Below are 25,484 nucleotides of genomic sequence, written 5' to 3'. Positions count from 1 at the left end.
CATGGCAAAGCAAATCATCACGGTGATTAAAGGCGACGGTATTGGTCCAAGCATTATCGAGTCGGCTATCGAAATTTTAAAAGCTGCTGGTTGTGACTACGAGTATGAATATGTGGATGCGGGTCTTGCTGCGCTTGAGAAGACAGGCGACCTACTTCCTGCTGAAACTTTAGAAGCAATTGAGCGCAATAAAATTACCCTCAAAGGACCTTTAACAACACCTGTCGGTGAAGGCTTTACCTCAATTAACGTGACGCTGCGTAAAAAGTTTGGACTTTACGCGAATGTTCGACCGGTTAAATCGTTCGAAGGGACAAAGGCACGTTACGATGACATCGATATCATAACGGTTCGTGAAAACACTCAAGGTATGTACTCTGGTCTAGGTCAAGTTGTTTCAGAAGATGGCTCTGAAGCAGAAGCAATGTCAAAGATCACACGTGACGGTGCTGAAAAAATCGTAACTTTTGCTTACGAACTAGCAAAACGCGAAGGTCGTAAAAAGGTCACGGCGGTTCATAAAGCAAACATCCTAAAATCAACCTCGGGATTGTTTTTGAAAGTTGCACGTGAAGTAGGTGAACGTTATCCAGAAATCGAATCTGCAGAGATGATCGTTGATGCAACTTGTATGAAGTTGGTGATGACACCAGAAGAGTTTGATGTAATTGTGACGACAAACTTATTCGGTGACATTCTTTCAGATCTTTGTGCGGGTCTTGTTGGCGGTTTAGGTATGGCACCGGGCGCTAACATTGGTGAAGACGCAGCCATTTTCGAAGCGGTACATGGCAGTGCACCTGATATTGCAGGTAAAAACTTAGCAAACCCAACTTCTGTAATTCTTGCTTCTATTCAAATGCTTGAATACTTGGGTGAAGCAGAAAAAGCTGATCGCATTCGCAACGCAGTTGCGGATGTAATTAAGAGCGGTGATCGTACAACGCGTGACTTAGGTGGTAACCATGGTACTACTGATTTCACTCAAGCGGTAATTGAGCGACTGTAAGTTATTCGGTTGTAGAGTATAAAAAAGGTGGGACTTCCCACCTTTTTTCTATCTCAATTTTGTCCCTTAATTGAGCTTTCTTCTTAGTCCTGCAAAAAGCATCAACCACAACAAGTGATATGCAGCTCCTCCTGAGGAGCCTGTAGAGCTGCTGGTTTCCGGAGTAGTCGTCGTTGGAGCGGTAACAGTTACGTCGATAGTACTGGTTAGTGTCTGCCCAAGCTTATCAGTTAAGGTGGCAGTAATTTCGTAAGTTCCAGCGCTTTGATAACGATGAGATGTTGTTAGCCCTGTCGCTGTATTGCCATCACCAAAATCCCAAGTGACTGTATAATTACCGTCACCACCTTGCCCAGTAGCTGATAGAGTAACTGATAAGTCTGATGTTGAATTACTGATTGACACTGCTAACGGCACTTCAATGTCAATCTGCTTAGATTGCGTTATCGTAGTACCACCAGCATCTGTCACTTCCACCACAACGGTATATGCTCCGCTGAGTGTATACGTGTTAGCAACTGAACGTCCAGTTTCGGAGTTTCCATCACCAAAAGACCATGAATAGCTATATGGTGCAACCCCACCACTGGCAGAAATAGAAAACTCAGCCCGCGGTCCATTTACCTGAGATAAAATGTTGTTTATTTTGAGTGCAGGCGAATCAAGGCTAGTCACTGTGACATCCGTTGAAGCGGTTTTTGTTCTGCCCTGTGCTGTGACATGTGTAAATACCACTGTGTAGTCGCCGAGTTCTGCATAAGTGTGTGTTGGTGAAATTCGACGGCTATTGTGGCCATCACCAAAAGACCAATTGAATGAGTCTAATTCTGTAGCAACAAGGCCCTCGACGGTAAATGTGATGACATTTCCAGTTTGTTCAGTGACTATTTTCGGCTGATAGTTATGGCTGATAGTCAAGTTAGCGTTGCTCGCATCTTCAGACACACTATTAAGCGTAACAGCTACGCCTAGTTTAGGTAATACAACTCCTGACTCTGGTTGCAGCTCAAAAGCGTAGTCATTTTGGTCATTAAAGCTCGAAATAGCTGACAAGTCTTGATCACCTAGACCAGCGGTTTGTTGCGTAGTTCTCAGTGCTGCATCACGAACTTGAATTTGGCTAATTGCCGGTGATACACCGTTTGCTTTAAATATTGGGCGTTGATCTGTGTCGATAACGAGCATGTTACCAGTGCCGGGGTGAATAGAAGTCGAATTGTTCGATTCCGCTTCGTTGCTATACCAAAGTAATAGACCCGTATTGTAGCCATACTGTTGTAAACCAGAGTCTAAACCTCGGTGAGAACGTAGTTGTAGATAGTAATCGCGCTGTGGCCCGCTAATGTATTGAGATATTTTTCTAAAACCCTCATATTGCAGACTTGCAGTGCCCTCAGCATCATTAGAATAAAGCACTTGCTCGCCGTTGGTGACTTTAATGTCGTCCAACAATATTCCTTTATGCGAGATTTGAGCATCAGTGAAATAAGCCATGAAAACATTGATTTGTTGGCCTTTATAAGTGGACAAGTCAAAGCTCAATGTAACGGTATTTTCTCCACTTGCTGAGGAGTCACCATCAATATAGTTGGTTACACCATTATAGGTAGGGTGAGCGTCTTTGGTTAAATTACCTGCCACTGGCTCATTGTTCACATATATTTGGAAAAGGTCATAATCTTTTTGAATGCTATAGTTCGCTAGCATAGAGAGTGTTATGTCTTCACTATTGGGTAAAGTTATAGAAAAGCCAGCGTATGAGATTAAGCCATTACCTTGGCCTGAATAATAATGATAATCGCCATTTAAAGGCTCAACAAAATCCTTGATTTCACCTGGAAGGTTGATTTTAACTTGGTTAACCTGACTGTCATTGACTCCAGCATCAGATAATGTAGTGGATTTTGCTTGTGATAGTTCACCGAGTGCATAGGTTTTTTGGTTAATCCAGTTGCCGCCTAGTTTCGTTTGTAAAACGTCTAAGTTTTTTGGAGAAAACTGATTGGGTGCAGAGCCACTAAGTGGTCCTAAATATGTGCCAGCAGACATCACTGACCAAAGCGACACGGGCTCACCAACAACGGGATTGTCTAGGTCATATTCATCTGGTAGACCCAAGTCGTGACCAAACTCGTGGACAACAACACCGATAGCTGCGTCGATCGGATTTATTGTATAGTTAAAGGCTTTATAGTTTGTGCCTGGGATAGCTTTAGGCTCGTAATTGTCGTCGAAAACAAAGAATCGATGAGACCAGATTGCATCTCCACCTAACACACCGCCACCGGCTTCTTCACCAATACTAGAATGGAACAGCATGATGTGGTCAATGACGCCATCAGATTCTGCTATTATGCCATCGCCGTCTAAGTCAAATAGATCCGTTTTATCATAGTCTGCCAAGTCGATTTGATTTTGTTCTATGGCTTTCTGAATTGCTTCAAACACTAACTCGCTAGGTCTAATGTCATTATCGTTATCGGTTCTCTCACCATAATATTTGGCGTTTTCACTCACTCGAACCCAATCGATAACTTGCCCAGATAAAGAAAAGCTGTCTCCAGAGGCTTGTTGATAAAATTGGTTTGCTGAGTTTAGGTTTTCGTTATTTGGGCCATTATAGCCAGTGTTTGAAAACAACAAGGATTGGTAATGATCAGTTGAATATGACGAATAGAACATATCCGTGTCACCAACACTTAAGCGATTATCATTATGTGGCAGATCAGGAAAATCAACCAAAATTGCCAGAATTTTAGCTTCTGAAATCCCTGGTAGTGTGGGTGAAGTCATTTGCTTTTTAAACTTAGGGTTTAGTATTGTTGGAGCCTTTATTGCTAAAGGCGGGTTTACTCTAGCCTCTGGTCCATTAAAGTTTAATGAGTTTAAAAGTTGTTGCTTTTCGTAATCACTTAGTTCTCGGCCGAGGCGTTTTTCTTGCCAATAGAAGTAGCGCTCCTGATTAAAGACTTCAGCCGTTGCTGTGACTGATGTAATACATAGGCCTAAAGCCAATGCCCGATGAATGGGTTTCATGGTGCTACTCCTCTTGATATAGCCATGTACTAGCTGTTAGTTGCTAGCAGATATAATGTTGTCATAGATAGTGGATTGATAACGACAGGTAGTGTTTGCGTCTTTTTAATAGCGGAGGTCACTACAAATTGCTAGCGGATTGCCTGAGGTTAAATAAATCAGGCTAAATGTAACCAATTCCGAAACGAAATACTATCTTTCAACATTTAAAACATCACAATGTGGTTTTTCTATGCATTCCTGTGTAGTCTTTAAGCTCGTATTTAGAGGAATTATTCAATGCAATCATTTTTTCAAGTAATCGTTCTCGTGGTGGTACTGGTCTCAATACTGAGTTCAGCGGGGAGCTATTAGTTGAAAGAAATTAGACCAAACCCCGCAACCGCGGGGTTTTTTTTGGCTTGAATTAATTTGGTATGAGGAATGAGGCGATGGCAGAGCAATATAGTGGCTCAGAGTTAGTAGTTAAGGCGCTACATGATTTACAAGTAAAATACATATTTGGATATCCAGGCGGTTCAGTTTTAGATTTATACGACGCACTGTTCCTGCAAGATGGTATTGAGCATATTCTAGTTCGTCATGAGCAGGCAGCAACGCATATGGCTGACGGCTATGCTAGAAGCACAGGAGACGTCGGTGTCGTACTCGCAACCAGTGGCCCAGGCGCTACCAATTGTATTACCGGTATTGCTACGGCATATATGGACTCGATCCCAATGGTGGTACTTTCCGGGCAGGTGCCGTCAAACTACATCGGTGACGACGCGTTTCAAGAGACTGATATTGTTGGCTGCTCCAGACCAATTGTTAAACACAGCTTTAATTGCCGAGATGCACAGCAAATCCCGGAAATTTTGGCTAAAGCATTTTATTTGGCAAATACAGGTAGACCTGGACCTGTCGTTGTTGAACTACCAAAAGATATTTTGAATCCGGAGATAAAGTTCCCCTATATCATGCCTGAACGTATCGAGATGAGAACCTACAACCCGAATGTAAAAGGTCACCCAAAACAAATAAAAAAGGCCATCGCAGCGATTTTAGATGCTAAACGGTTAGTGATTTATTCAGGGGGTGGAATAATTCTATCAAACACGTCAGACAAGCTCACAGAACTTGTCGAAAAACTCAATGCGCCTATAACTAATACGCTAATGGGGCTTGGTGGAATTAGTGGCACACACCCAAATTTTATTGGTATGTTGGGTATGCATGGCAATGTAGAAGCTAACAAAGCGATGGCTAATGCGGATGTTATTCTGGCCCTTGGCGCTCGATTTGATGACAGAGTTACCAATAATGTTAAAAAATTCTGTCCGGATGCGACCATCGTGCATGTTGATGTGGATCCGACTTCTATTTCAAAAACCATCAAAGCCCATATCCCAGTAGTTGGCTGCTTAGACAATGTTTTAGACCAATTGATACAAGCCATTGACAAGAGTGATGCTCGTATCGACAGAGCTGCACAAGAGGATTGGTGGCAAATGATCACACAATGGCGAGAGCAACGATGCCTTTCTTATGCGCCTGGTGTTGAAAAAATTAAACCACAGACGGTAATTGAAAAATTATATCAATACAGTAATGGCGACGCCTATGTGTGCTCTGATGTTGGCCAACATCAGATGTTTGCGGCGCAATATTATCCGTTTAAAAAACCAAGGCAATGGATAAATTCAGGTGGCCTTGGCACAATGGGATTTGGTCTACCTGCTGCGATGGGAGTTAAAAAAGCATTTCCTGACAGTGAAGTGCTATGTGTTACTGGAGATGGCTCAATACAAATGAATATCCAAGAGTTATCTACCTGCTTACAGTATGGACTGGCGGTAAAAGTCATCTCCTTAAACAATCGCTCTCTTGGGATGGTAAGACAATGGCAAGACATGATGTATGGCGGACGTCATTCCAGTTCCTACATGGAATCACTGCCTGATTTTGTGGCACTTGCACAAAGTTACGGCCATATCGGCATCCAAGTCAATCATCCCTCAGAATTAGATGAAGCGTTGCAAAAGGCATTTGAAATAAAAGATCGATTGGTGTTTTTGGATATTTTGGTAGATGAGTCTGAACACGTGTATCCGATGCAAATAAAGCATGGACCCGTTGATGAAATGTGGTTAAAAAAGGGAGTAAAAGCATAATGAAACGTATTCTTTCTATACTGTTAGCAAATGAACCCGGCTCACTATCAAGGATCGTTGGGTTATTCTCACAGCGAGCTTATAACATTGACAGTCTAACCGTTTGTCCAACAGCAGATAAAACGCTGTCTCGGATCACAATTACGACTCACGGTGATGATAGAGTTGTAGAGCAAATTACTAAGCAGGTGAACAAACTGGTTGACGTTCTTAAAGTGATAGACTTGACAGAAGTACAGCATATTGAAAGAGAGTTGTTACTTGCTAAAGTATTTGCTAGAGACGAATTAACACGAGCAGCTGTCACCCGCGTTTGTGAAGTGTTCCAAGCTAGTATTATCGACATGGGAAAACAAAGCTATATTTTGCAAATGGTTAGCACTGCGGACCGTATTGAATCATTTCTCGATATGCTAAGGCATGAAAGCGACATCATCGAAGTGGTTCGCTCTGGCGCTGTTGGGATTGGGCGCGGTGATAAAGCGCTGAAGGGCTAAATTTAGAGTTATGTACCGAGGGCACTTAAGGTGCCCATTTTTGTATCCTGTTTGAACTCAAGTATAATGGCTTTTTATCGCGAATTTTTGAATCTACATGGAACTATCAACTTTTTGGCAACTTGTCACACTTGCGCCTGAATACGAAGACAAATCCCAGCAACTAAAACTGAGGTTGTCTCAATTGACTACACAGGAAATAGCCGATTTTGACACGCTATATATACAACAGTTAAGAGCGTTGTGGCATTGGGATGTTTGGAAGGTAGCTTACGTTGTCGCCGGATGTAACAGTGAGTATGACTTTTTAGATTTCTGTAACTGGCTAATTTCTTCAGGCGAGTCTGCAGTCAACGCAATAAAAGTACAACCAGACACATTTGACGACTGTGTGATAGAAATACCAATTAAAGATCAGCTGCCCTACCCGTATGTTGATGAACTAGATTTGGTAGCGGGACTACTTTACGAAGAAATGAGCGGTGAAGAATTACCTTACCACAGCGTTGTAAATTTTCCACCACAAGGGAAAAAGTTTAAAAATAAGCCAAAACAGCTGAGACTGGATTTACCGAGATTATTTGAAAGATACTGGCTTGGGTAAATAATGCTCGACCAAAGGCACAAAATTATAGATAATCCTATCTAACAAAATAAAGTGTTAAAGCTTATCGGATATTATAAGTTGTTAAAAAAGGATATGTGGTAAATGGATGATTTGGTTGTACGCTATCTTCACTTTATCAGTTTTATTTTTCTTGCCGCGATGTTAGTTGTAGAAAATGTTTTAATGACGAAGGTGGTAAGCATACGAACTTTAAAGAAGCTAGTGTTGATTGACGCCATATACGGAATTAGTGCGCTGTGCACGCTAGCCACTGGCCTGTGTTTGTGGCTAATGGTAGGAAAGCCGAGTGAAATCTACACCGATAACCCCACCTTCCATCTTAAAGTCACCCTGTTTATTGGTATTGCAGTTATTTCTTTTTTTCCCACAGTTTTTATTTTAAAAAATAGAAAATCTTCTAGTAATGAAATTGTTATACCAGCTTATTTACGAATAATAAAAAAATTTGAACTCCTAATACTGTTATTCCTACCGTTATTAGGTGTTTATATTTCAAGAGCAATGACTATCTTCTGATAAGGGAAATAATAAGCAATGTATGCAGTTATATTTAAAGCCAAACCTGGCAAGCAAGACTCGGGATATAATGAAATGGTCAAACGTATGAGAGAATTAGCATTTGATAAATACGGTTGTATCGATTTTATTGCTGCAAGTGACGATGAGTATGAAGTAACGATATCTTACTGGGAAGATGAAGAAGCGATAAAGCGCTGGAAATCCGATCCTGAGCATGCGTTAGCTCAACAGCGTGGAAGAGAAAAGTGGTATACCTCATACTCAGTTCAAATTTTAGAGATGAAACGGCAGTATAGCTTTGAGTCATAGTTAAGAACTGGCTAGAGTCCAGCATAAATTTACTGGACTCATCTCACGATCAGTTACAAATAATATTCAACATTCGGCGTAATGGTTCGGCCGCGCCCCAAAGCAACTGGTCGCCGACTGTGAAAGCACTGATGTATTTATCGCCCATTGATAGCTTGCGAATACGCCCAATTGGAATGTTCAATGTACCAGTAACTTTGACAGGTGTAAGCTCTGTTGCAGTGATATCTCGGTCATTTGGTATTACTTTTACCCACTCATTGTGGGACGCTAAAATCTCTTCGATTTCCGCAACAGAACGATTTTCTCGCAGTTTAATGGTTAGTGCTTGGGAATGACAACGCATTGCCCCAATTCTGACACACAAACCATCTATCGGAATAGGTTGCTTTGAAGAGCCTAAAATTTTGTTAGCCTCTACTTGTGCTTTCCATTCTTCTTTACTTTGTCCAGATTCCATCGGAACATCGATCCATGGAATTAAGCTACCCGCAAGCGGCACGCCGAATTGGTCCTGTGGCAATGATTTATCTTGTATTTTTTTAGCGACAATATGGTCGATTTCCAAAATTGCAGAACTAGGATCTGCAAGTTTGTCTTTGACCGAGTCATGAATTTCGCCCATTTGCGTAATCAATTCACGCATGTTTTTCGCGCCTGCACCAGATGCTGCTTGATAGGTCATCGGGCTTACCCATTCAATAAGGTCTTGTTCAAACAAGCCACCTAATGCTAACAACATCAAAGATACCGTGCAGTTACCACCAACAAAGGTTTTTACCCCTTGCTCCAATCCTTGTTTAATTACGTCAAGGTTAACTGGGTCTAGAACAATAATACTATCTTTTGACATACGTAGAGCTGATGCAGCATCTATCCAATAACCTTCCCAGCCCGATTCACGCAATGCAGGGTATACGGCTTTAGTGTAATCGCCACCTTGGCAAGAGATAATAATATCCATATTGGCTAGTGCTTCAATGTCATGCGCATCTTGGAGTGGCTTTGCATCTCCACTACCAGAGAATGTCGGGCCTAATTGACCTGTTTGCGAAGTAGTGAAAAAGAATGGATTGATCTTTTCAAAATCATTCTCTTGCTGCATTCGCTCCATAAGTACTGAGCCCACCATTCCACGCCAGCCGACGAGTCCAACTTTGTTCATGTTATTTGCCTTATTCTGATTGATACGAAGTCATTGCGTGAGTCGTATGTCTAGATGGCTAAGATATCAGAATTGTAATAGTTAAACTAGTGTGCAATAGCTTGAAATGAGGAAATATTAGTCAGTTTTGACAGCGTAACTTTAAAGACTTTGCGCCATTAATTTTATGTGCTGTTATCAATTACATCGCAAGTTTGACCAACGCGCTGCAAAGAAGTTTTGATAATAAAAAACCCCGCAAGGCGGGGTTTGGATACAACATGTAAAGGTTGTCCTAATAAACGCTTTCGCGCCAAATAGAACTCGGTACGAGAAGAGCGTTTTGTTATTTTTATCACGTGCTCTAATGCTATAAAGAATACAGTCAAAAAATTACAAATCTATTAACTGATTGAGTTTAATAGATAAAATTTTAATGTCGCTACTATACACAAATTACTAGGCAAGAGTCTATGAAAATAAGCATTTTTTATCAAAAAATTGTCGAATTTTGATTGGGATCAAAAAGGCCAAGGTGTAAACCTTGGCCTTTACAAGTTAGCCGAATTTATTAAAATTCGTAACTATAACTTAGACTTAGCTCAGTGCCTTTGTCACGCTTTCTAACGATTACGTCAGACTGAGTAACTTCTTGATCTTCACCTAGTAAGTTTTTGACCTTAAACTTAACTTTTGAATTAAAGTCAGGATACCAAGTGTAAACTAAGTCTAAAGAGTGGAATGGTTGCTCATAAGCATCATCACGTCCGCCGATACCAGATGCAAGAATACGCTCACCTGCCACGTTATAAACTAACGAACCACTATGCTGGCCATCTGCAGAGTCGTAATTCACCTGTAAGTTTACGACATACTTCGAGTGACCTGTCATACGTTTGGTTGGATTGGTCAAGTTACCTGCACGGCCCGGATCAATCGAGACTTCAGAGTCACTTAGGGTAATGTTACCCGAGGTAAAGAACCCGTCAGCTACGCCTGATAAGTCATATAGCCATTCCGCTTCGACACCATATACTTCACCTTCAGTACCGTTCACAAAGGTAGCGGTGTAGTCTTCATCGCCCACTCTTAAAACAGTTTCAATCGGTGCGGTAATATCTTTATAGAAAGCTGCGACAGAGAAGTTGTCGCCGTTATCCATATAGTACTCGAAACGAGCATCATAGTTTTTCAGGTCGCTGCTCGTCAATCCTGAAACACCAAACGTTCTGATATCAGTCAGTGGGTCGTAGTAAGCAACTGGTACTAGTTCACGTAAGTCAGGGCGAACCGTTGTTTCCCCGTAACCTAAACGAACCTGATAGTTGCCATCAGCAAGATAGGTGAATGATAACGAGTTAAAGGTATCATCTTGATTCACTGTACCGGCTAAAATACGCTCTTCGCTGTAGATAATACTGTGCTTGATGCGATCAAAAATACTATTTGAAGTACCAATTGAAACTTGTTTAAAGTCTTCATAGCGAATACCGCCACTGATACGCCAAGTATTATCAAAGAACACGTCAAATTCACCGTATCCAGCATCGATCTTCTGTGCTGCAAGATAATCATCTGCGGCAGGTGCTTGAGGTTCATTAAATTGGATCAGCATATCGTTGCTCGATAAAAAGTCATCATTTAGATAACCTGTCATCGTGTAAATATCTGATTCGTCGAAATTGACCGGAATCGATATACCTGTCTTGTTACTAATTGCAAAGTTGCTGGTGTTATAAACACGTGCTCTATCCATAAAATCGTAACCCGCTTTTAGTGTGATTTCGATTCCTTCAAAAGAGAGAGGTAGCGTTACGTTACCACTGTAAGACTTTACATTGTCTTCCATATCCGTAAATGAATAGGAAATACGGTTGTCATCACCAGTGATTATTGAACTATCGTATTGGCCCTGATCATCAAAACGATCGATAAATTTGAAATCGATTTCCGTTGGAATCGCGGTTTCAGCTTTTGATTCAGTATATTGCCAATCTGCACCAATACCCCAATAATCGAGGAAAGTATGTTGGCCGATGATTTGATCGATTTCTAGACGGCGCTCTTCATATTCGAACTCATGCGTACGTTGAGCCTCACCTGTTCCAAAAATGGTTCTAACTGTACTACCGTTAGGGCTTTGAAGAACCGAGAATGACGACTTATCTTCATTATCCTCTAGGTAGATTTTTGAATAGGTGATACTTTGCTGATCTAAACGGTAGCCAATGTTAAACACCCCGTTTATGCGTTCAGATTCAGAAGTTACCTTAGAATCTTTTAACGTGATATAACAAGAGTTTGTTGTATCATCTGCGGTTTTAAGCGTTGATGAACAGTTTTCAGCTAGTTCATCCTCGATAACACCAGTTTGTCGTTCGGAGTAATCCCAATCATTGTCATAAGCACCCGCTAACATAAAACCGACAGTACCACCAAAAAATGGTTCTTCGTAACTGTTACCGATATTTGCTTTAATGTCGAAGTTAGGGTCTAGTGACTCTTCTTTTGCACGGATATCTCGAGGAAGCGTTTGTACCAACTTTTTGTTGATTGCGATGGCTTGATCCGCTCGACTCAATCCATCTTTTGATTCAATTTGTTCTCTAGCTACTATCTTTGAAAGGCTAAAGTCACCTCTATAGCGTACTACTCCAGACTGAAGTGCTTCGGTAATTCCATTCGAACGCCCAGTATAGGTAAAACCTTTATCAGAATTTAGATCCTGACCAACACCAATTTCGATTCCTGCCGTAAATTCTGATGGTACAGATTTTGTTCTGATGTCGATATTACCACCACCGAAAGCCGCGGGCATTGATGGTGAATAGGCTTTTTGAACCGCGAGACTTTCAATAATGCTAGATGGGAAGATATCTAACGGTATTACGTTACGTGTTAAATCAGGGCTAGGTACCGCTGCACCGTTTAAACGTGCACTGGAATAACGTTCACCAAGGCCGCGGACATAGATAAACTTGCCGTCTACGAGTGTCAAACCAGTTACACGGCGAAGCGCCGACGCAGCATCGCTATCACCGGTACGAGATAATTGCTCTGCCCCTAAGATATCAGCCACAAAAGCTTGATTCTTTCTTTCTTCAATGACCGCAGCAGCACTTCCTTGCAGACGTGTACCAACTGCAACCACTTCTTCGATCGCTTGTTCTTCTTCAGCAATACTCGGCATCGAAGCGCCAACAGCTACCGCCGCGCTAATAGCCAGAGCTACTTTTTTAAGTTTCATTTGAGTATTCATTTGCAATCCTGCCAAAAATCATAAAAAAGGCGCAGAAGAGTCTGCGCCTACTTCTGATAACCGAAGTTATCGCAGATAATTAGTCAGCCTCTGCTGCTTGGATTGCTTCTTTAACCCATTTGTACCAATCGCTTGAAGTATCTTTAGAAGAAACAGCACCAATGTAATCTACGTTTTCGAAGAAACTGTCGTTCAACGTTGATAGGTCCTTAACAGCAACCGTGATGTTTGTAGACTCTGCGTTTGTTGAGAAACCATCAGCAGCTAGTACGTCTAACTTTCCATTTAGAATCTGGTTAGACCCTTCGTTTTCGAACCACTCAAGCTTGTTTTCTGTTGCTACATTTTCGCTAAAGCTGTCGCCATTTTTGAAGTTTGCAGCACATGCTAAAACAGAGCTTTCAAAGTTAAGTGTATTTGCTGCCGCGTTTGCTTCAGCGTCTTTATCTTTGAACTCAATACACGTTGTTTTGTTATTTGAAACTTCTTTTACAACTAAAGCGTTGTAGTACATACCACGAATAGCGTCATCAAACTTCATGCCTTGAGATGAACCGTTATCACGGATTGATTTACCGTCAGTTGTAAGTACCGTTACGTTAGCAAAGTTCAGTGTAGATGCAGGTGCTTCGCTATAGTCGTCACCGCTTCCTTTCTCACCGTCAGTTTCAAAACCGTTGTTACCCATAAAACCAGGAGTACCAGCTGGAATTAACTTTGTTTCACCTTCATCATTGTACTCAACATCTTTCTTAGTAGTGATGGTACCGTGTTTAACGTAGATGAACTGACCTTTACCCTGCCAACCCGCATCTACGTCGATGCCGTCGTCTTGCGTATCTGTAACAACAATGTGCTTAATTGAAGCTGCACCACCGAAGAATTCGATACCGTCATCAAAACCTTGGTGAATGTGGATATATTCAAAGCTAGAGCCAGAACCTACAGCGTTAAGTGTAAGAGAGTTTAAGTCGTCTCCAGGGCCGCCGTCACGAGGACCTGAACCTGCGTACCAAATTTTCGCGTATTTGATAGAACCACTGCTATCTGCATTGTCACTACCACCGTAGTAGCTAGTTACGCCTTCTGAACCCTTATTACAAAGGTTATCCGCACGTTGTGCATCAGTACATTCATTTGTAAAGCCAAAACCATTGATCATGATACCGCCCCAGTCAGCAAACTGTGGACCAAGCTCAGCTAAATCAAATTTCTCGAATGCATTTGCAGAAGTAAATGTAATTGGTGCCTCAGCAGTACCTTCAGCATCAATTTTTGCTCCGCGAGCGATACGTAATACAGCTTCACCAGACATAAATGCCATCGTGGTACCAGCTTCAACTGTTAATGTTGGGCCATTTTTATTGATGGTACAGTTTGTAGATGTATCACAGTCTTTACCGATTAATAGTGCACCTTCAAATACGTGTGCGCCACCATCAGCTAACGGAGAGAAAGTAAGGTCTGTTTCAACTTCTAACGCTTTAGAAGCGAAGTCTGTGCCATAAACACAGTGTGGCGCATCAAATGTCCCTTGAACTTCAACACCAGCTACAGTACGAGCTACACAAGGATTTGTTGAAGTTGGCTCCTCTCCATCTGTGTTACCGTTCGTACCATTGTCATTATTAGTGGTCGTTGTGTTGTTTGAGTTGGTAACACTGCTGTCATTTACGGTAGGCGTAACTTTGATATCGCCGCCACAACCAGTTAATGCCAAAGCTGCAACAATCGCAGATACTTTGAAAAGGTTTTGTAGTTCCATTGCTAACTCCAAGTAGTAGACTTAAATTAAATTAGTTATTAGATATGTACTTAATTAATGAGGACAAATTAAAGGTTAAATATGACATTCAGATTACGAAATTATTTTGTAATCAAAACTTCATATTTATTTTGGGAACTTTTATACATAAAAAAACCGCCCGAAGGCGGCTTTGGTGTTGCGATTATAAAATCAAAGTAAAGCTTGTTTAAGTGTCTCGGAATGAACCTTTTCACTTTTAACGTATTTAATCCACTGGGTAGCAAGGTTGGTTGATTTTGCATGCTTCTTAGCTTGTTCGAAAGCTAGAATAGAAGCATCAAAATTTTGCATATTAAATTGAGCCATACCTAATGCCACATAAGCGTTAGATTCAAACGTTAAATCACCTTTCTCCAATGCTTTACGGGCTGCATCTGCTGCTTCTTCATAACGTTCGGTGTTGAGATAAATCTCGGCTAAACGTTGGTCGTAGTTGCCGTGTTCTACCTTTTCTGCTGCCGCTGCAAAATAACGTATTGACTTATTATCTTCGCGAGCTTGGACATAAGCTTCTGCTATAAACACTTGATTTTTAGAAGTATCTTCTACAACTCCGGCTTCTATACCCTGAGCTAGTGTTTCTGCTGCCTTAAACGGTAAACCACCCATCAGATAAACTTGTGCCAATTGCATATAATCTGATTTGGTTTTTATAAACCCGCGTTGTTTTGCAGTTTCAAAGGTAGCAAGTTGTTTCTTATCACTACCCACTTCGCCATACATTGCACCCAGTTGGATCCAATATTGAGGTTTGTCGTAAAGCTTGACCATTTTTTCAAGCACAGCGACGACATTTTCAGGCTGGTTTAGAGAATAATAAATAGCTCGCTGTAAAACCAACCAGTTTTCCTTTGGAACTTGCCCTTCAGATTCTGATAAATTAACTGCAGTGTTAATACTAACAATCGCTTTTTCATAATCTTTTAATAGATATTGAGCATTCGCTTTTAATAAATAAAAGTTAGGTTTTGGAGCTTGCTCAGAAAGCTCTTCCCACTTATCTAGAAATTCAATGGTTGATTTATAATCATTATTTTGCATTGTAAGTTGAGCTAAACTAAATGTCGTCGATAATCTAAGAGATTCTGGTATAGACTCTTGAGCAACAACTTGCTTAAATGATTCAATAGCATTATCTAGCTGGTTTTCATTGTAATAAATAAAGCCATAGAAGTTATGCATCATTGCGATTTCGTAACTATTCATGCTTGATGAACGTTCTTTTACCGAATCTAATGCTGCTAAACCTTCAGTGACATTACCTTCATCTGCAAGCTTCTGAGCACGTGCAAGTTGGCTATACACTTTTTCTCTCAGCGCTGGCACTCGTTTGGTTTTGGTCTCTGCATACGCTGAGTTGATATCAACACTTGGTAGTATTGAAAGCAAGCTCGGTGCTGTTACACCTGCTGTTACTAGCGCACTGAAAAGTGCTAGTTGTTTAAATACTTTCATAATCGCGTCCTTAATGGTTATTAGCCACTAATTTGAAATGAAATTTTGTTCTGAACACCGGCCACTTCAACCGGTTCGCCGTTAACAACACGAGGCTTGTACTTGAATTTTAATGCTGCATCTAGGGCTGCTCTGTCAAATATTGCTTCAGGTTCAGCTTGAACGACTTTTGGATCTCTCACCGTACCATTTTTGGTTACCACGAACTCGACGATCACGTAGCCTTCGATACCTCTGGAAAGCGCGCGTCTTGGGTATACCGGTTGCACTTTTACTATCGGAAGATACTCACCATCGCTAGATTCCAATGCCAAGCCGCCAGCCAACTCAACGTCTGCACTTACATCCGCAGAAAAATCAAAGTTTCCACCAGCAGCGTCTAAATTGTTGCTTTGTGTTTGCGGTGACTCCATCGGCGGAGGTGGTTCTTTTGGTGTTGGTGGCTTTTGCGGTTTACGCTCTTTCTTTTGTACCGTTTCTTCTTGTTTCAAACGGACAAAATCCAATACTTGCCCTTTAACTGGGTCGGTCATCGCCCCTTCACCGCCTTGGATAAGCGCTTGCATACCCAAGAACAGGAAGAAAGTAACGATACCTGCAATAACGAGTGATATTAGGTAACGCATGAGTAAGCCTTATGATTCTTGAGCCGCAATCGAAACGTCAAATGCACCAGCTGCACGTGAAGCATCCATCACTTTAATCAAGGTATCAGTAGTTGCCTTTTTATCAGCTTGGATAACTACGCTGCCTTGCGGATTCTCGGCTTTCAAACGTTCGATGTTTGCTTGAACTGCGCGGATATCTACTTGACGTTTATTGATCCAAATTTCACCTTTGTCCGAAATCGCTACAAGGATATTGGCTCGTTGCTTTTTAACCGCTGTTGCGGCTTCTGGACGGTTTACGTCTATCCCAGCTTCTTTAACGAAAGAAGCGGTTACGATAAAGAAGATGAGCATGATAAATACAACGTCCAGCATTGGCGTCATGTTAATTTCTTCAGCTTCTTCTTCTTGAAATACTTTTGCTAATGGTGCTCTCATATTCTTTTCCTCGAGCTGTTACTTAGTGGTCAAGTAACAATTTGTCTTCTAACAGTTCAACTTCTCTTTTTGCTCTGCGCTGCAGAAAAGTTGACGCAAATACGCCTGATAATGCGCCTACCATTCCGGCCATGGTTGGGATCGTTGCTTTGGAAACACCCGAAGCCATGGAACGGGCACTTCCCGAACCGGTGATCGCCATTACATCAAATACTTCAATCATCCCGGTAACCGTACCAAGGAGACCAAGCAGTGGACAAAGAGCCACCATCACATTGATGTAAGGTAAGTTAGAATTTAATTTAATACCTGCACGAGAAATCATCGCTTGTCTGATTTGCTCTGCATTCCAGCTGTTTCTCTCGTTACGAGCGTGCCAGCGATTTAACACTTCACCCTTGTATTTTCTGTAGTTACCGAAGAAGAACATAAAGCGTTCTAAAATCAATAACCACATCGCAAAGGTGATGACTGCGATGACCAGGAGTACCTGGCCACCAGTGTCAAGGAACTCTCGTAGTGCGTTAATTGCTTCAAGCAATAAGACCACGATTACGCTCCTTTCTCGCTACGTTCTGCAATGATGCCCGCGCTCTGCTCTTGTAATATAAGTAGCAAGTTACGTGAGCGAGTGTTAAGTAACGTGTATAGGAACACAGTCGGGATTGCTACAACAAGACCAAGAACCGTAGTTACGAGTGCTTGTGAAATACCACCAGCCATCAGTTTAGGGTCACCCGTACCGAATAAAGTAATCGCTTGGAAGGTATTAATCATACCTGTTACCGTACCTAGAAGACCTAGTAGCGGTGCAACGACAGAGATAATCTTGATTAAGGTTAGGTTACGAGTGATTTTTGGCATTTCACGAAGAATGGCTTCGCTAAGCTTTAACTCAAGCGTGTCATAGGCAACATCTGGGTACTGGTCTTTCACTTTCATTACACGACCCAGTGGGTTATCTTCACGAGCTACAGAGTCTTTAAGCTGGCGATTGATTTTCGCGCCCATGAGCATAAGAGAAATGAAGCGTTCGATTGCGATTAGTAACGCTAGTAGACCTACGCCTAAGATTACATAACCAACCGCACCACCTTGGTGAACTTGTTCTTCAGTGCTTGGTGCTTGAACTAACAACCCTAAGATTGAACCACCTGTTGGGTCCAGTGCAAAGTCAGTAAATCCTGATTTTGAATTTTGTAGATCAGCGGCTGTTGCAGTGAATCGACTAGACGGTTGACGTGTCAGCTCTGCTAGTGTTTCAGTGTCGTTGTTGTAAGTAAGGTACTTACCGTCTGCAATTAGGTTGAAGGCACCGACACGAAGTACTTCTTTGTTTACTTTGCTGCCACCGTCAACGATAACCTCAGTGTTAAAGCGTGTAACTTTACCCTGCTCGGTCATCTCGCGCTGCATTTCAAACCAAACTTGCTCGATGTCTTCGATTGAAGCAAGACGAGAGCTAGAGCCCATCTTCTTAGCAAGCTCAGACATATAGTCGTCGCGACCTTTAATTTCAGCAGACACAAGTGATGTAGCAAATTTGCTCGAGCTATCACCTGCAACCTGCTGTAGTACACCAAATAGTTCTTTAAGTGTACCCATACGCTTGCTCAGTGTGTCTCCTAAGTTCGCTAATTTAATCTCGTTTTCTTCAAACGTTGTTTCTAATCTTTCTGAACGTGCGAGCTCGTTGTTGCGCTTGGTTGTCAACGCATTGAGCATTTGCACTTGTTGGTCTTGCTTAGCTCTAAACTCTGCCTCACGCTGTTTGTTTTGAGCCGTTTGAGCGACTTGGCCTTGTTCAAGGGTTTTTAACAGCGAATCTAGATCTAGGGGTTCTTCAGCTTGCGCCGTTGCCGATAGTGCAATCGTAGTCGCAAAAATAGCTTGTTTTGTAAATTTCTTTAGGAAGTTCATGTTGGTTACCTCTTACTCTGCCGCTTGTACTGGCAGTGTTAACATATCTGGTGCAAGTTGTTTGCGAGCGATTCTGATCCCTTTATTAATTTGGCTAATATTGGTTTCAGGTAGAGATTCAAACTTGCGACTGTCTTTGTTCCAGTAACCCGCTTTCTTTCCATCTTTTGTTACATAAAGTAGTTCTAAGCGACCGATTCTTAAGAAATCGACTTCTCTTTCTTGGCCATCTACAGGAAGTAGAGACGTGTATGCTTCGATAGTACGACCATAGTCAACTTCTACTTGGTAAGCTTCAAGCACACGACGGAACTTTTCACTTGAAGTAATATCTGCACGGTCCATTAAATCTGTAAGTTGTTCAATGCGGTTCTTTCTTTCTTCAGGAAGGAATGGCACGTCTAAATTTACAAACTGCTCTAGACCTGTGATCATGCGTAGCATTAATGGCGTGATCTGACGTTCGATGACTGAAACTCGGTCCATTGACGCATTAATTGCCGCCATTTCGTCGAGTTGGTTTTTAATCTGTTTATCCAGTTGAGCGTTATAAACGGCTAAGCCATCAATCTCTTTGTTTAGGGTTTTAAACTTCTGCAACCGAGATTGCATGCTATCTGCAATTCCGTCGATTTTAGTTTGAGATTTTGCTGCAGATTCATTGATTGCAGCGCTTTTGTCCATGACTTGGTTTAGTTCATTTGCACCAGCCGCAGCCGTTGCTAGCATACCTGCAAGTAGCAGGGGGTTAACGCACTTCATCGCATACACCTTAGTAATTGTTGCTTGTTGCTGAAAAACTGGGTGCAGTCTAATTCCCTAAAATGACAACCATGTTGCGTAAATAATTCAGAATTATGACAGTTGAAATAAAAGGTACATTTGCTGAGGGAAATCGCAGAATATAAGGAAGTGAAAGAGAGGTGTTACGATTAAAGGTAAAAATTGTCATATAACTTTAATAAAAAAGCCGCGATTTATGCGGCTTTTCATCGTATGAAAATTAAACAGATTATACTTTAAACTTCAATACCATATTTTCCAACTCATCAAATTGCGCTTTTAGAGATTTGCATTCATCGAGTGTAGCTTTTAGGTTTTGACTACCTTGCACACTCAAATCACTAATATGATGAATATCACTGTCAAGTGACTGGATCACTGTGTTTTGCTGATGTGTCGCACTCGCTACCGCGTGATTGACGCCATCTATAGAGTCTATTGAGTGACTAACTTCTTGCATTTTCATTCCCGCGGCATTGGCCTGTTCCGCACTTCTTGCAGAGTCTTCGAGGCTGGCTTTCATTACTGATACCGCTGAAGATGAACCTTGTTGCAATTCGGCAATGGTTGTCTCAATTTCTTGCGTTGATTCTTGAGTTCGTTGGGCGAGTTGTCTGACTTCATCGGCTACAACAGCGAAACCTCGGCCCGCCTCCCCGGCTCTAGCAGCCTCTATTGCGGCATTAAGCGCCAATAAATTAGTTTGTTCGCTCACCCCTTTAATGACTTCTAACACCTGACCGATACTGCCGGACAGCCTATCTAAACTATCAACGGTCGTTTGAGCTTGTGACATTTTTTCAGTTAACGAAGCGATTTCTTCAATGTTCGCATTTAACGCTGTCTGGCTATCTACCGACTGTTTATTGGCAATGCTGGCTAATTCAGAGGCATGATTAGCACTATTAGAAATTTCAATTGCGCTGGAAGAAAGTTCGTTAATTGCAGTTGCAACGTTATCTGTTCGCTTAGACTGATCGCTATACATAGAAAGTGTATCTTGGGTTTGATCCACCAAACTGTTCACGGATTGTTCAAGCATTACCGTTGTATCTTTGACTTTGACTATCGAGTCGTGAATTTTTTCTACGAACTGATTAAAGTAATGAGATAGCTCTCCAAATTCATCTTGGCTGTCCACGTTTAATCTTCTCGTGAGATCGCCCTCACCCTGCGCAATATCTTTTATCGCATGATTAAGGTCATACATGGGGCGCATTAAATAGTTCAGTAAAAACTTCAACAGGAACACAATAACCAGTACACCGACAAGCATGTAAACCGCCGCCGTATTTCTAAAGCTGGATACTTGTGCATAGGCAATGTCTTTGTTGATCACCACGCCTAAGTACCAGTCTACGTTTTTTATACCTTCCATTCTTACAAAGGAGACTAGCTCTTCTTTACCTTCTAGTTCAATTTCTACAAACTCAGGCTGAAGTGCCAAGCTTTTCCCAAATAGAGCTTCAATAGGACGGTCGTTAAGTTTGGTATTTGGGTGACTCAATATTTTGCCGCTACTGTCTAACAGGAAGCCATAGCCAAACCCTAAAAAGTCGATTGCATTTATCGTTTCGGTAATTGTCGCCATATCGATATCACCACCAACAACGCCTGTTAGCGTATTGCCGGACATCACAGGAACCACCGCTGAGATTGTAAATTCATTAGTCGTGACGTCGATGTATGGGGTTGTAAATGCAGTATCTCTTTTTTGTTTGGCTAGGGTATACCAAGGGCGTGAAGTGGGGTCGTAATCAGCTGGCAGCTGAATATTTGGGTCATCAAGGATAAACTGCTTAGACTCTGTACCGAGAAATACGTTTTTGAAATCCCCTGCAATATCAGCTGTCTGTAGTCGTCTTAACACAGCATCACGAGAATCACTGTCACGATGGCCTTCGGCGACCGAACGGACTATATCAAGTCTGTCATTAAGCCAGTTTGCAATGTTTTGAGAAACAGATTGTGAGATTTCTTGCAAGACTAATGTCAATCTTGTTTCTGTTTGGCTTCTCATTACCAAAAAATTATTGATGGTAAATAAACCCAATACGATTACCAGAACGAGAGAGGCGGCGACGGTAACTTTGGTGGTGAACTTTAGCGCTTTAAACATCTTTATCCTGTTCAATATAAGTCAGTCTTTAATTGTTGTAGCAAAAACTTATTGCGTTGTCTTTGCTTATCGGCAAGTTTGCGGTGTTTTTTACAAGTTTAGCTGTTAATTGGCTAAAAAATATCTAATTAATTCAGAAGAAACTTAGATTAGTGCGGATAAAGGGGACCAAAAGCATGTAAAGTGAGTTGTTTTTGGAACGTTCCATTAAATATAAAAGGCTAACGCTATGAATACGTATTCATTATTAGTATCGCTAAATGTTAAAAGCCCTCCGCAACGTGAGTTGAGAAGGGCTTCGTTGTGAACAGACGTATTAATGATGATGCTAAACCAGCTTGCGCTGCCAATGCTGTGAAAGGTTTACTACGTTAAGACCAAACCAAGCGATATACAGATAACAGATAACGGGAACAACAAAGCTAATCTGGATGTGAAAATGGTCTGCTACCAAACCTTGAATTAGAGGAACGATCGCACCGCCAACGATGGCAAGACAGAGTAACCCAGATCCTCGACTTGTTAATGAGCTTAAGCCTTCAATAGATAGTGTAAATATGGTTGGAAACATGATGGAGTTAAATAGACCAATTGCCAGCACAGACCAAAGTGCGATGCTGCCGCTTGACGCCATGCTGATAACCAATAGCGCGATGATCACCAAGGCATTAAAGGTGATTGCTTTCGATGGAGCTATTTTTTGTAGTAATGCTGAGCCGATAAAGCGCCCAACCATTGCCCCACCCCAGTAGTAGCCAATGAGTTTTGCGGCTGCATGTTCTTCAAGCCCTGCGATGTTTGGATCAGCAAAATAGTTGACTAAAAAGCTGCCGATGGATACTTCTGCACCTACATAGCAAAATATCCCTACGACGCCCATCATTAGATGAGGTGCTTCCGTCAGTTTATGTTGCTGAGCTTTACAGCTGTCAGTGTTGGTATGAGCTTCAATGTCAGGTAATTTTAAAAAAGCGAAAATGATCGCAATAGCGAGTAATGCAACGGCCAACATTAAATAGGGTATTTTTACCGAATCAGCACTAGCCGCATCTGCGGTAAGTGCACCGGCAGTACCAAATAATAAAAAGCTGCCAACGATGGGACCAACGGTTGTACCCAGTGAATTAAGTGCTTGTGCAAGATTAAGTCGGCTTGAAGCGGTTTTAGTTGGGCCAAGAGCTGCCACATAGGGATTTGCCGAGACTTGTAAGATAGTGATCCCTGAAGCTAGAACAAATAGTGCACCTAAAAATATCCAGTATTGGTGGACTACCACTGCTGGATAAAAAAGCGCGCAACCGATCGAGCCGATAATGAGTCCAGTCAATATGCCATTTTTGTAGCCAAACCGCTTAACTAAAAATCCTGCGGGTAGCGAAACGATAAAGTATGCACTAAAGAAACAAAATTGGATAAGCATTGCTTCTGTGTAACTGAGATCAAAAACGCCCTTCAGCCTTGGGATTAGCACATCGTTTAGTACTGTTATAAACCCCCACAAAAAGAATAGCGTCGTCATGGCGACCAAAGGCAAGCGATAGTTCGTCTCACCTCCAGCATGGTTAGTTGAGTACGTTTGATTTGTATTTATTTCACTCACTAGAATTTCTCCAACCTATTTTTCAATTAAGTCTACACAGGGTTACAAAAAAGTCACAAATGAATTTTAGGAACGTTCCAAATTGTGAGCCGGAGTAAACAAAATTCTCCATCCGTAGATAAGGGTGTTAAAAGGTACGAACAGCAGTTTTTAGAAACAAGATCACTACGCTTGGGTTTACACGCAAGTAGAAATAAAGAAAAATGAAATATCAAAAGTCGTTGAAAAATAGGTGTTAAACATCATTTATCAGTGATTTATCCGTGGGACGTTTAAAGTTTGACTGACGCCCATACTTCGCTAATTTTAACAAAACTCAATATGCCTTATGTAGTGGTGTTATTCGGAGAAATCGAGATTGAAAAACGTTGAAGCTTTTTTGGTTAGTTCCTTCACTGTGAATGGAGCTGGTGGAAATCCTGCAGGTGTGGTGCTAAATGCAGATCACCTGTTGAACAAACAAAAATTACAAATAGCACAAGCAGTTGGGTTTTCTGAGACTGCGTTTGTATCTCGTGATGATGACGCAGACTTTGAATTATCTTTTTTCACCATAACCGGAGAAGTTGATTTCTGTGGACACGCCACATTAGCTGCATTTTCGACAATGTATCAAGAAGGGGTCATAAATGAAGGAAAATATCTGCAACGAACCAAAGCTGGTTTTCTTATGGTAACGATAGAGGCAAATGGTCATATAGTTATGGACCAAAAGTTGCCTGAATTCCTAGGAGAGTTTAGTAGTGAGGCTATAGCGGAGTTAATTGGACTAGACTCGGCAGTACTTGAGTCAACTCGGTTACCTATTGAGGTTATTTCAACAGGTTTACCTGACATTATTGTCCCTGTGCCTTTTGGGTATCTCGATCAAATTCAAGTGAATGAAACTTTAACCAGCGAGTTCTGTGAAAAGCATGGCGTAATTGGTATTCATGCATTTGAGCTGTGTGACAAAACTAGTAAAGTGACAGCAAATTGTCGTAATTTCGCTCCACTGTTTGGGATTCCAGAGGAGTCGGCGACAGGCAGTGCGAGTGGTGCATTAGCATGTTACTTAGCTAAACATCTTCCTAATACACACTCGAATAGCTTTACTTTTGAGCAAGGCCGGGCAATGGAGTGTATTTCAAAAATTACAGCATCTGTTGAGTCGAGCGATAAGGAAATTATTGAGGTCAAGGTTGGTGGCTTTGCTCATACATTCGGTAGGCAGGAGATCTCGTTATAGCAAAGTGCTCAAGAGGAACTGTCTATGTTTATGGTAAGTTGAATCGATCTTAATCTAATCAGCCAGCCAAAAGGGGCACCTTCAAGGCGTGAATCTGAAACTTTGTTGGGTGGCGCCTTGTAGGAACAAAAATTGGGGTAAGGTCTTGCGTTCAGTACGTTGATATAGCTTTATCAACATCTGTTCTTCACTTAAAGCCGCTTGTCAGATCAAGTTTAAATCTACTCTTTTAAACGATAAGGTCGGATATGTGCTGCGACAGGTAAGTTGAATCTCGGTAGGTTGGCATAAGCAAAGCGCGATCCGGCGTTTAAAGAGAACTGCGCAATCGGTATCATGCCCTGCATTCGATTTGTTGGTTGGACGTCGTGCTATCGAGTCTGAGAGTTCAAGTTAAGGTCATTAAGATAAGGGAGTGAATGATCTTTACAAATTAATCAATATCTAGCAAAGGCCATTCGACAATATGGTCTTCAAACTCACTTTCTAAATCTATATTGCTTTCTGAAATGGCTTTATCTTTGATACTAATGCCTGCACGATGCATTTCGGCCTTGCTACCCTGATGACGTAATGGGTGCCAACTTGCCAGTCCCCTTCCCTCATACAATCGACGGTAACTGCAACTGTTAGGCATAAAGAAAATATCTTTGAGGTTATCTTTAGTTAGCTGTACACATGAAGGCACCAATTGCTGACGTTCACTGTAACGACTGCACCCACAAGTCGCGGGATCGTTGTACTGGCAAACGACGTCTGTATAGATCACTTCTTCACCTTCACGCAAATGATCGGTGCTTTCAAATTCGTCATCATCACTATCGATAAACGAGTGTAGACAACATTTTCCGCAGCCATCACAAATAGATTCCCACTCTTCACGTGTCATTTGCTCAAGTTTTTTTTCATTCCAAAAAGCCAACCTATTTTCCTCAGCTGTGGACTAGCGTCAGTATGTTACTAAATCTGCCC

20 protein-coding genes are annotated in these 25,484 nt (G+C 41.6%); 7 read left to right on the top strand and 13 right to left on the bottom strand.

Annotated elements, in window-relative coordinates:
- The first annotated feature begins 1 nt into the window (after nt 1).
- Nucleotides 2-1,009 (top strand): isocitrate dehydrogenase, encoded by a 1,008-nt coding sequence (locus ACSLBF_RS20060; protein ID WP_440056409.1) that lies wholly within the window; start codon nt 2-4, stop codon nt 1,007-1,009.
- Nucleotides 1,010-1,075: 66 nt separating this feature from the next.
- Here the strand turns inward: ACSLBF_RS20060 and ACSLBF_RS20055 are convergent, their stop codons facing one another.
- Complete coding sequence (locus ACSLBF_RS20055) at nt 1,076-4,045, bottom strand: immune inhibitor A domain-containing protein (protein WP_440056408.1); 2,970 nt, start codon at nt 4,043-4,045, stop codon at nt 1,076-1,078.
- Nucleotides 4,046-4,476: 431 nt separating this feature from the next.
- On the opposite strand from ACSLBF_RS20055, the gene ACSLBF_RS20050 reads away from it, so the two are divergent.
- From ACSLBF_RS20050 to ACSLBF_RS20030, 5 genes are all read left to right on the top strand, one after another.
- Nucleotides 4,477-6,198 carry an acetolactate synthase 3 large subunit gene (locus ACSLBF_RS20050; protein ID WP_440056407.1) on the top strand — a complete coding sequence of 574 codons (1,722 nt, stop codon included), beginning with the start codon at nt 4,477-4,479 and terminating at the stop codon, nt 6,196-6,198.
- Complete coding sequence (gene ilvN, locus ACSLBF_RS20045) at nt 6,198-6,695, top strand: acetolactate synthase small subunit (RefSeq protein WP_440056406.1); 498 nt, start codon at nt 6,198-6,200, stop codon at nt 6,693-6,695. The genes ACSLBF_RS20050 and ilvN overlap by 1 nt, the downstream gene beginning before the upstream one ends.
- A 97-nt stretch (nt 6,696-6,792) precedes the next feature.
- Nucleotides 6,793-7,299, top strand: a complete 507-nt coding sequence (locus tag ACSLBF_RS20040) for a DUF4240 domain-containing protein (RefSeq protein ID WP_440056405.1) — start codon at nt 6,793-6,795, stop codon at nt 7,297-7,299.
- 105 nt (nt 7,300-7,404) lie between these two features.
- Entirely contained in the window at nt 7,405-7,839 is a 435-nt protein-coding gene (locus tag ACSLBF_RS20035; RefSeq protein WP_440056404.1) for a DUF2214 family protein, read from the top strand.
- 18 nt (nt 7,840-7,857) lie between these two features.
- Nucleotides 7,858-8,151, top strand: coding sequence for an antibiotic biosynthesis monooxygenase family protein (locus ACSLBF_RS20030; RefSeq protein WP_440056403.1), 294 nt, complete (start codon nt 7,858-7,860; stop codon nt 8,149-8,151).
- A gap of 49 nt (nt 8,152-8,200) precedes the next feature.
- Here ACSLBF_RS20030 and asd read toward each other — a convergent pair whose 3' ends face one another.
- From asd to ACSLBF_RS19975, 11 genes are all read right to left on the bottom strand, one after another.
- Nucleotides 8,201-9,316 carry an aspartate-semialdehyde dehydrogenase gene (asd, locus tag ACSLBF_RS20025; protein ID WP_440056402.1) on the bottom strand — a complete coding sequence of 372 codons (1,116 nt, stop codon included), beginning with the start codon at nt 9,314-9,316 and terminating at the stop codon, nt 8,201-8,203.
- Nucleotides 9,317-9,866: 550 nt separating this feature from the next.
- Nucleotides 9,867-12,554: a TonB-dependent receptor plug domain-containing protein gene (locus ACSLBF_RS20020; RefSeq protein ID WP_440056401.1), complete on the bottom strand. Its 2,688-nt coding sequence runs from the start codon at nt 12,552-12,554 to the stop codon at nt 9,867-9,869.
- Between the two features lie 79 nt (nt 12,555-12,633).
- The gene (locus tag ACSLBF_RS20015; RefSeq protein ID WP_440056400.1) at nt 12,634-14,319 is read right to left on the bottom strand and encodes a hypothetical protein; all 1,686 of its coding nucleotides are present in this window, start codon (nt 14,317-14,319) and stop codon (nt 12,634-12,636) included.
- A 192-nt stretch (nt 14,320-14,511) separates the two neighbouring features.
- Nucleotides 14,512-15,816, bottom strand: a complete 1,305-nt coding sequence (locus tag ACSLBF_RS20010; RefSeq protein ID WP_440056399.1) for a hypothetical protein — start codon at nt 15,814-15,816, stop codon at nt 14,512-14,514.
- A gap of 20 nt (nt 15,817-15,836) precedes the next feature.
- Nucleotides 15,837-16,442, bottom strand: coding sequence for an energy transducer TonB (locus ACSLBF_RS20005; protein ID WP_440056398.1), 606 nt, complete (start codon nt 16,440-16,442; stop codon nt 15,837-15,839).
- A 9-nt stretch (nt 16,443-16,451) separates the two neighbouring features.
- Nucleotides 16,452-16,862, bottom strand: coding sequence for an ExbD/TolR family protein (locus ACSLBF_RS20000; RefSeq protein WP_010381303.1), 411 nt, complete (start codon nt 16,860-16,862; stop codon nt 16,452-16,454).
- Between the two features lie 22 nt (nt 16,863-16,884).
- A complete protein-coding gene (locus tag ACSLBF_RS19995) occupies nt 16,885-17,412 on the bottom strand; it encodes a MotA/TolQ/ExbB proton channel family protein (RefSeq protein WP_440056397.1) in 528 nt (175 codons plus the stop codon).
- Nucleotides 17,413-17,414: 2 nt separating this feature from the next.
- Nucleotides 17,415-18,782, bottom strand: a complete 1,368-nt coding sequence (locus tag ACSLBF_RS19990; RefSeq protein ID WP_440056396.1) for a MotA/TolQ/ExbB proton channel family protein — start codon at nt 18,780-18,782, stop codon at nt 17,415-17,417.
- A gap of 12 nt (nt 18,783-18,794) precedes the next feature.
- A complete protein-coding gene (locus ACSLBF_RS19985; RefSeq protein ID WP_440056395.1) occupies nt 18,795-19,544 on the bottom strand; it encodes a DUF3450 domain-containing protein in 750 nt (249 codons plus the stop codon).
- 250 nt (nt 19,545-19,794) lie between these two features.
- Nucleotides 19,795-21,684: a methyl-accepting chemotaxis protein gene (locus ACSLBF_RS19980; protein WP_440056394.1), complete on the bottom strand. Its 1,890-nt coding sequence runs from the start codon at nt 21,682-21,684 to the stop codon at nt 19,795-19,797.
- Between the two features lie 328 nt (nt 21,685-22,012).
- A complete protein-coding gene (locus tag ACSLBF_RS19975) occupies nt 22,013-23,284 on the bottom strand; it encodes a sugar MFS transporter (protein ID WP_440056393.1) in 1,272 nt (423 codons plus the stop codon).
- Between the two features lie 358 nt (nt 23,285-23,642).
- Here ACSLBF_RS19975 and ACSLBF_RS19970 point away from each other — a divergent pair, with 358 nt between their 5' ends.
- Entirely contained in the window at nt 23,643-24,512 is an 870-nt protein-coding gene (locus ACSLBF_RS19970; protein WP_440056392.1) for a PhzF family phenazine biosynthesis protein, read from the top strand.
- Between the two features lie 433 nt (nt 24,513-24,945).
- Here ACSLBF_RS19970 and ACSLBF_RS19965 read toward each other — a convergent pair whose 3' ends face one another.
- On the bottom strand, nt 24,946-25,434 hold the full coding sequence (locus ACSLBF_RS19965) for a YcgN family cysteine cluster protein (protein ID WP_440056391.1): 489 nt from the start codon (nt 25,432-25,434) through the stop codon (nt 24,946-24,948).
- Nucleotides 25,435-25,484: the final 50 nt, after the last annotated feature.

Origin of the sequence: Pseudoalteromonas sp. T1lg65 (genome assembly GCF_051930985.1) — a bacterium.
In the GTDB taxonomy this organism is placed as follows: Bacteria; Pseudomonadota; Gammaproteobacteria; order Enterobacterales; family Alteromonadaceae; genus Pseudoalteromonas.
Note: the sequence above shows the minus strand (reverse complement) of the source record. Positions and strands in the feature narration are given on the sequence as shown.

Bases quoted from the DNA above. Each gene is read 5' to 3' on its own strand.
- ACSLBF_RS20005 (WP_440056398.1), bottom strand. From the start codon at position 16,442: ATGCGTTACCTAATATCACTCGTTATTGCAGGTATCGTTACTTTCTTC.
- ACSLBF_RS20030 (WP_440056403.1), top strand. From the start codon at position 7,858: ATGTATGCAGTTATATTTAAAGCCAAACCTGGCAAGCAAGACTCGGGA.
- ACSLBF_RS20010 (WP_440056399.1), bottom strand. From the start codon at position 15,816: ATGAAAGTATTTAAACAACTAGCACTTTTCAGTGCGCTAGTAACAGCA.
- ACSLBF_RS19980 (WP_440056394.1), bottom strand. From the start codon at position 21,684: ATGTTTAAAGCGCTAAAGTTCACCACCAAAGTTACCGTCGCCGCCTCT.
- ACSLBF_RS20020 (WP_440056401.1), bottom strand. From the start codon at position 12,554: ATGAATACTCAAATGAAACTTAAAAAAGTAGCTCTGGCTATTAGCGCG.
- ACSLBF_RS20055 (WP_440056408.1), bottom strand. From the start codon at position 4,045: ATGAAACCCATTCATCGGGCATTGGCTTTAGGCCTATGTATTACATCA.
- ACSLBF_RS19985 (WP_440056395.1), bottom strand. From the start codon at position 19,544: ATGAAGTGCGTTAACCCCCTGCTACTTGCAGGTATGCTAGCAACGGCT.
- ACSLBF_RS20050 (WP_440056407.1), top strand. From the start codon at position 4,477: ATGGCAGAGCAATATAGTGGCTCAGAGTTAGTAGTTAAGGCGCTACAT.
- asd (WP_440056402.1), bottom strand. From the start codon at position 9,316: ATGAACAAAGTTGGACTCGTCGGCTGGCGTGGAATGGTGGGCTCAGTA.
- ACSLBF_RS20040 (WP_440056405.1), top strand. From the start codon at position 6,793: ATGGAACTATCAACTTTTTGGCAACTTGTCACACTTGCGCCTGAATAC.
- ACSLBF_RS20035 (WP_440056404.1), top strand. From the start codon at position 7,405: ATGGATGATTTGGTTGTACGCTATCTTCACTTTATCAGTTTTATTTTT.
- ACSLBF_RS20060 (WP_440056409.1), top strand. From the start codon at position 2: ATGGCAAAGCAAATCATCACGGTGATTAAAGGCGACGGTATTGGTCCA.
- ACSLBF_RS20015 (WP_440056400.1), bottom strand. From the start codon at position 14,319: ATGGAACTACAAAACCTTTTCAAAGTATCTGCGATTGTTGCAGCTTTG.
- ACSLBF_RS20000 (WP_010381303.1), bottom strand. From the start codon at position 16,862: ATGAGAGCACCATTAGCAAAAGTATTTCAAGAAGAAGAAGCTGAAGAA.
- ilvN (WP_440056406.1), top strand. From the start codon at position 6,198: ATGAAACGTATTCTTTCTATACTGTTAGCAAATGAACCCGGCTCACTA.
- ACSLBF_RS19990 (WP_440056396.1), bottom strand. From the start codon at position 18,782: ATGAACTTCCTAAAGAAATTTACAAAACAAGCTATTTTTGCGACTACG.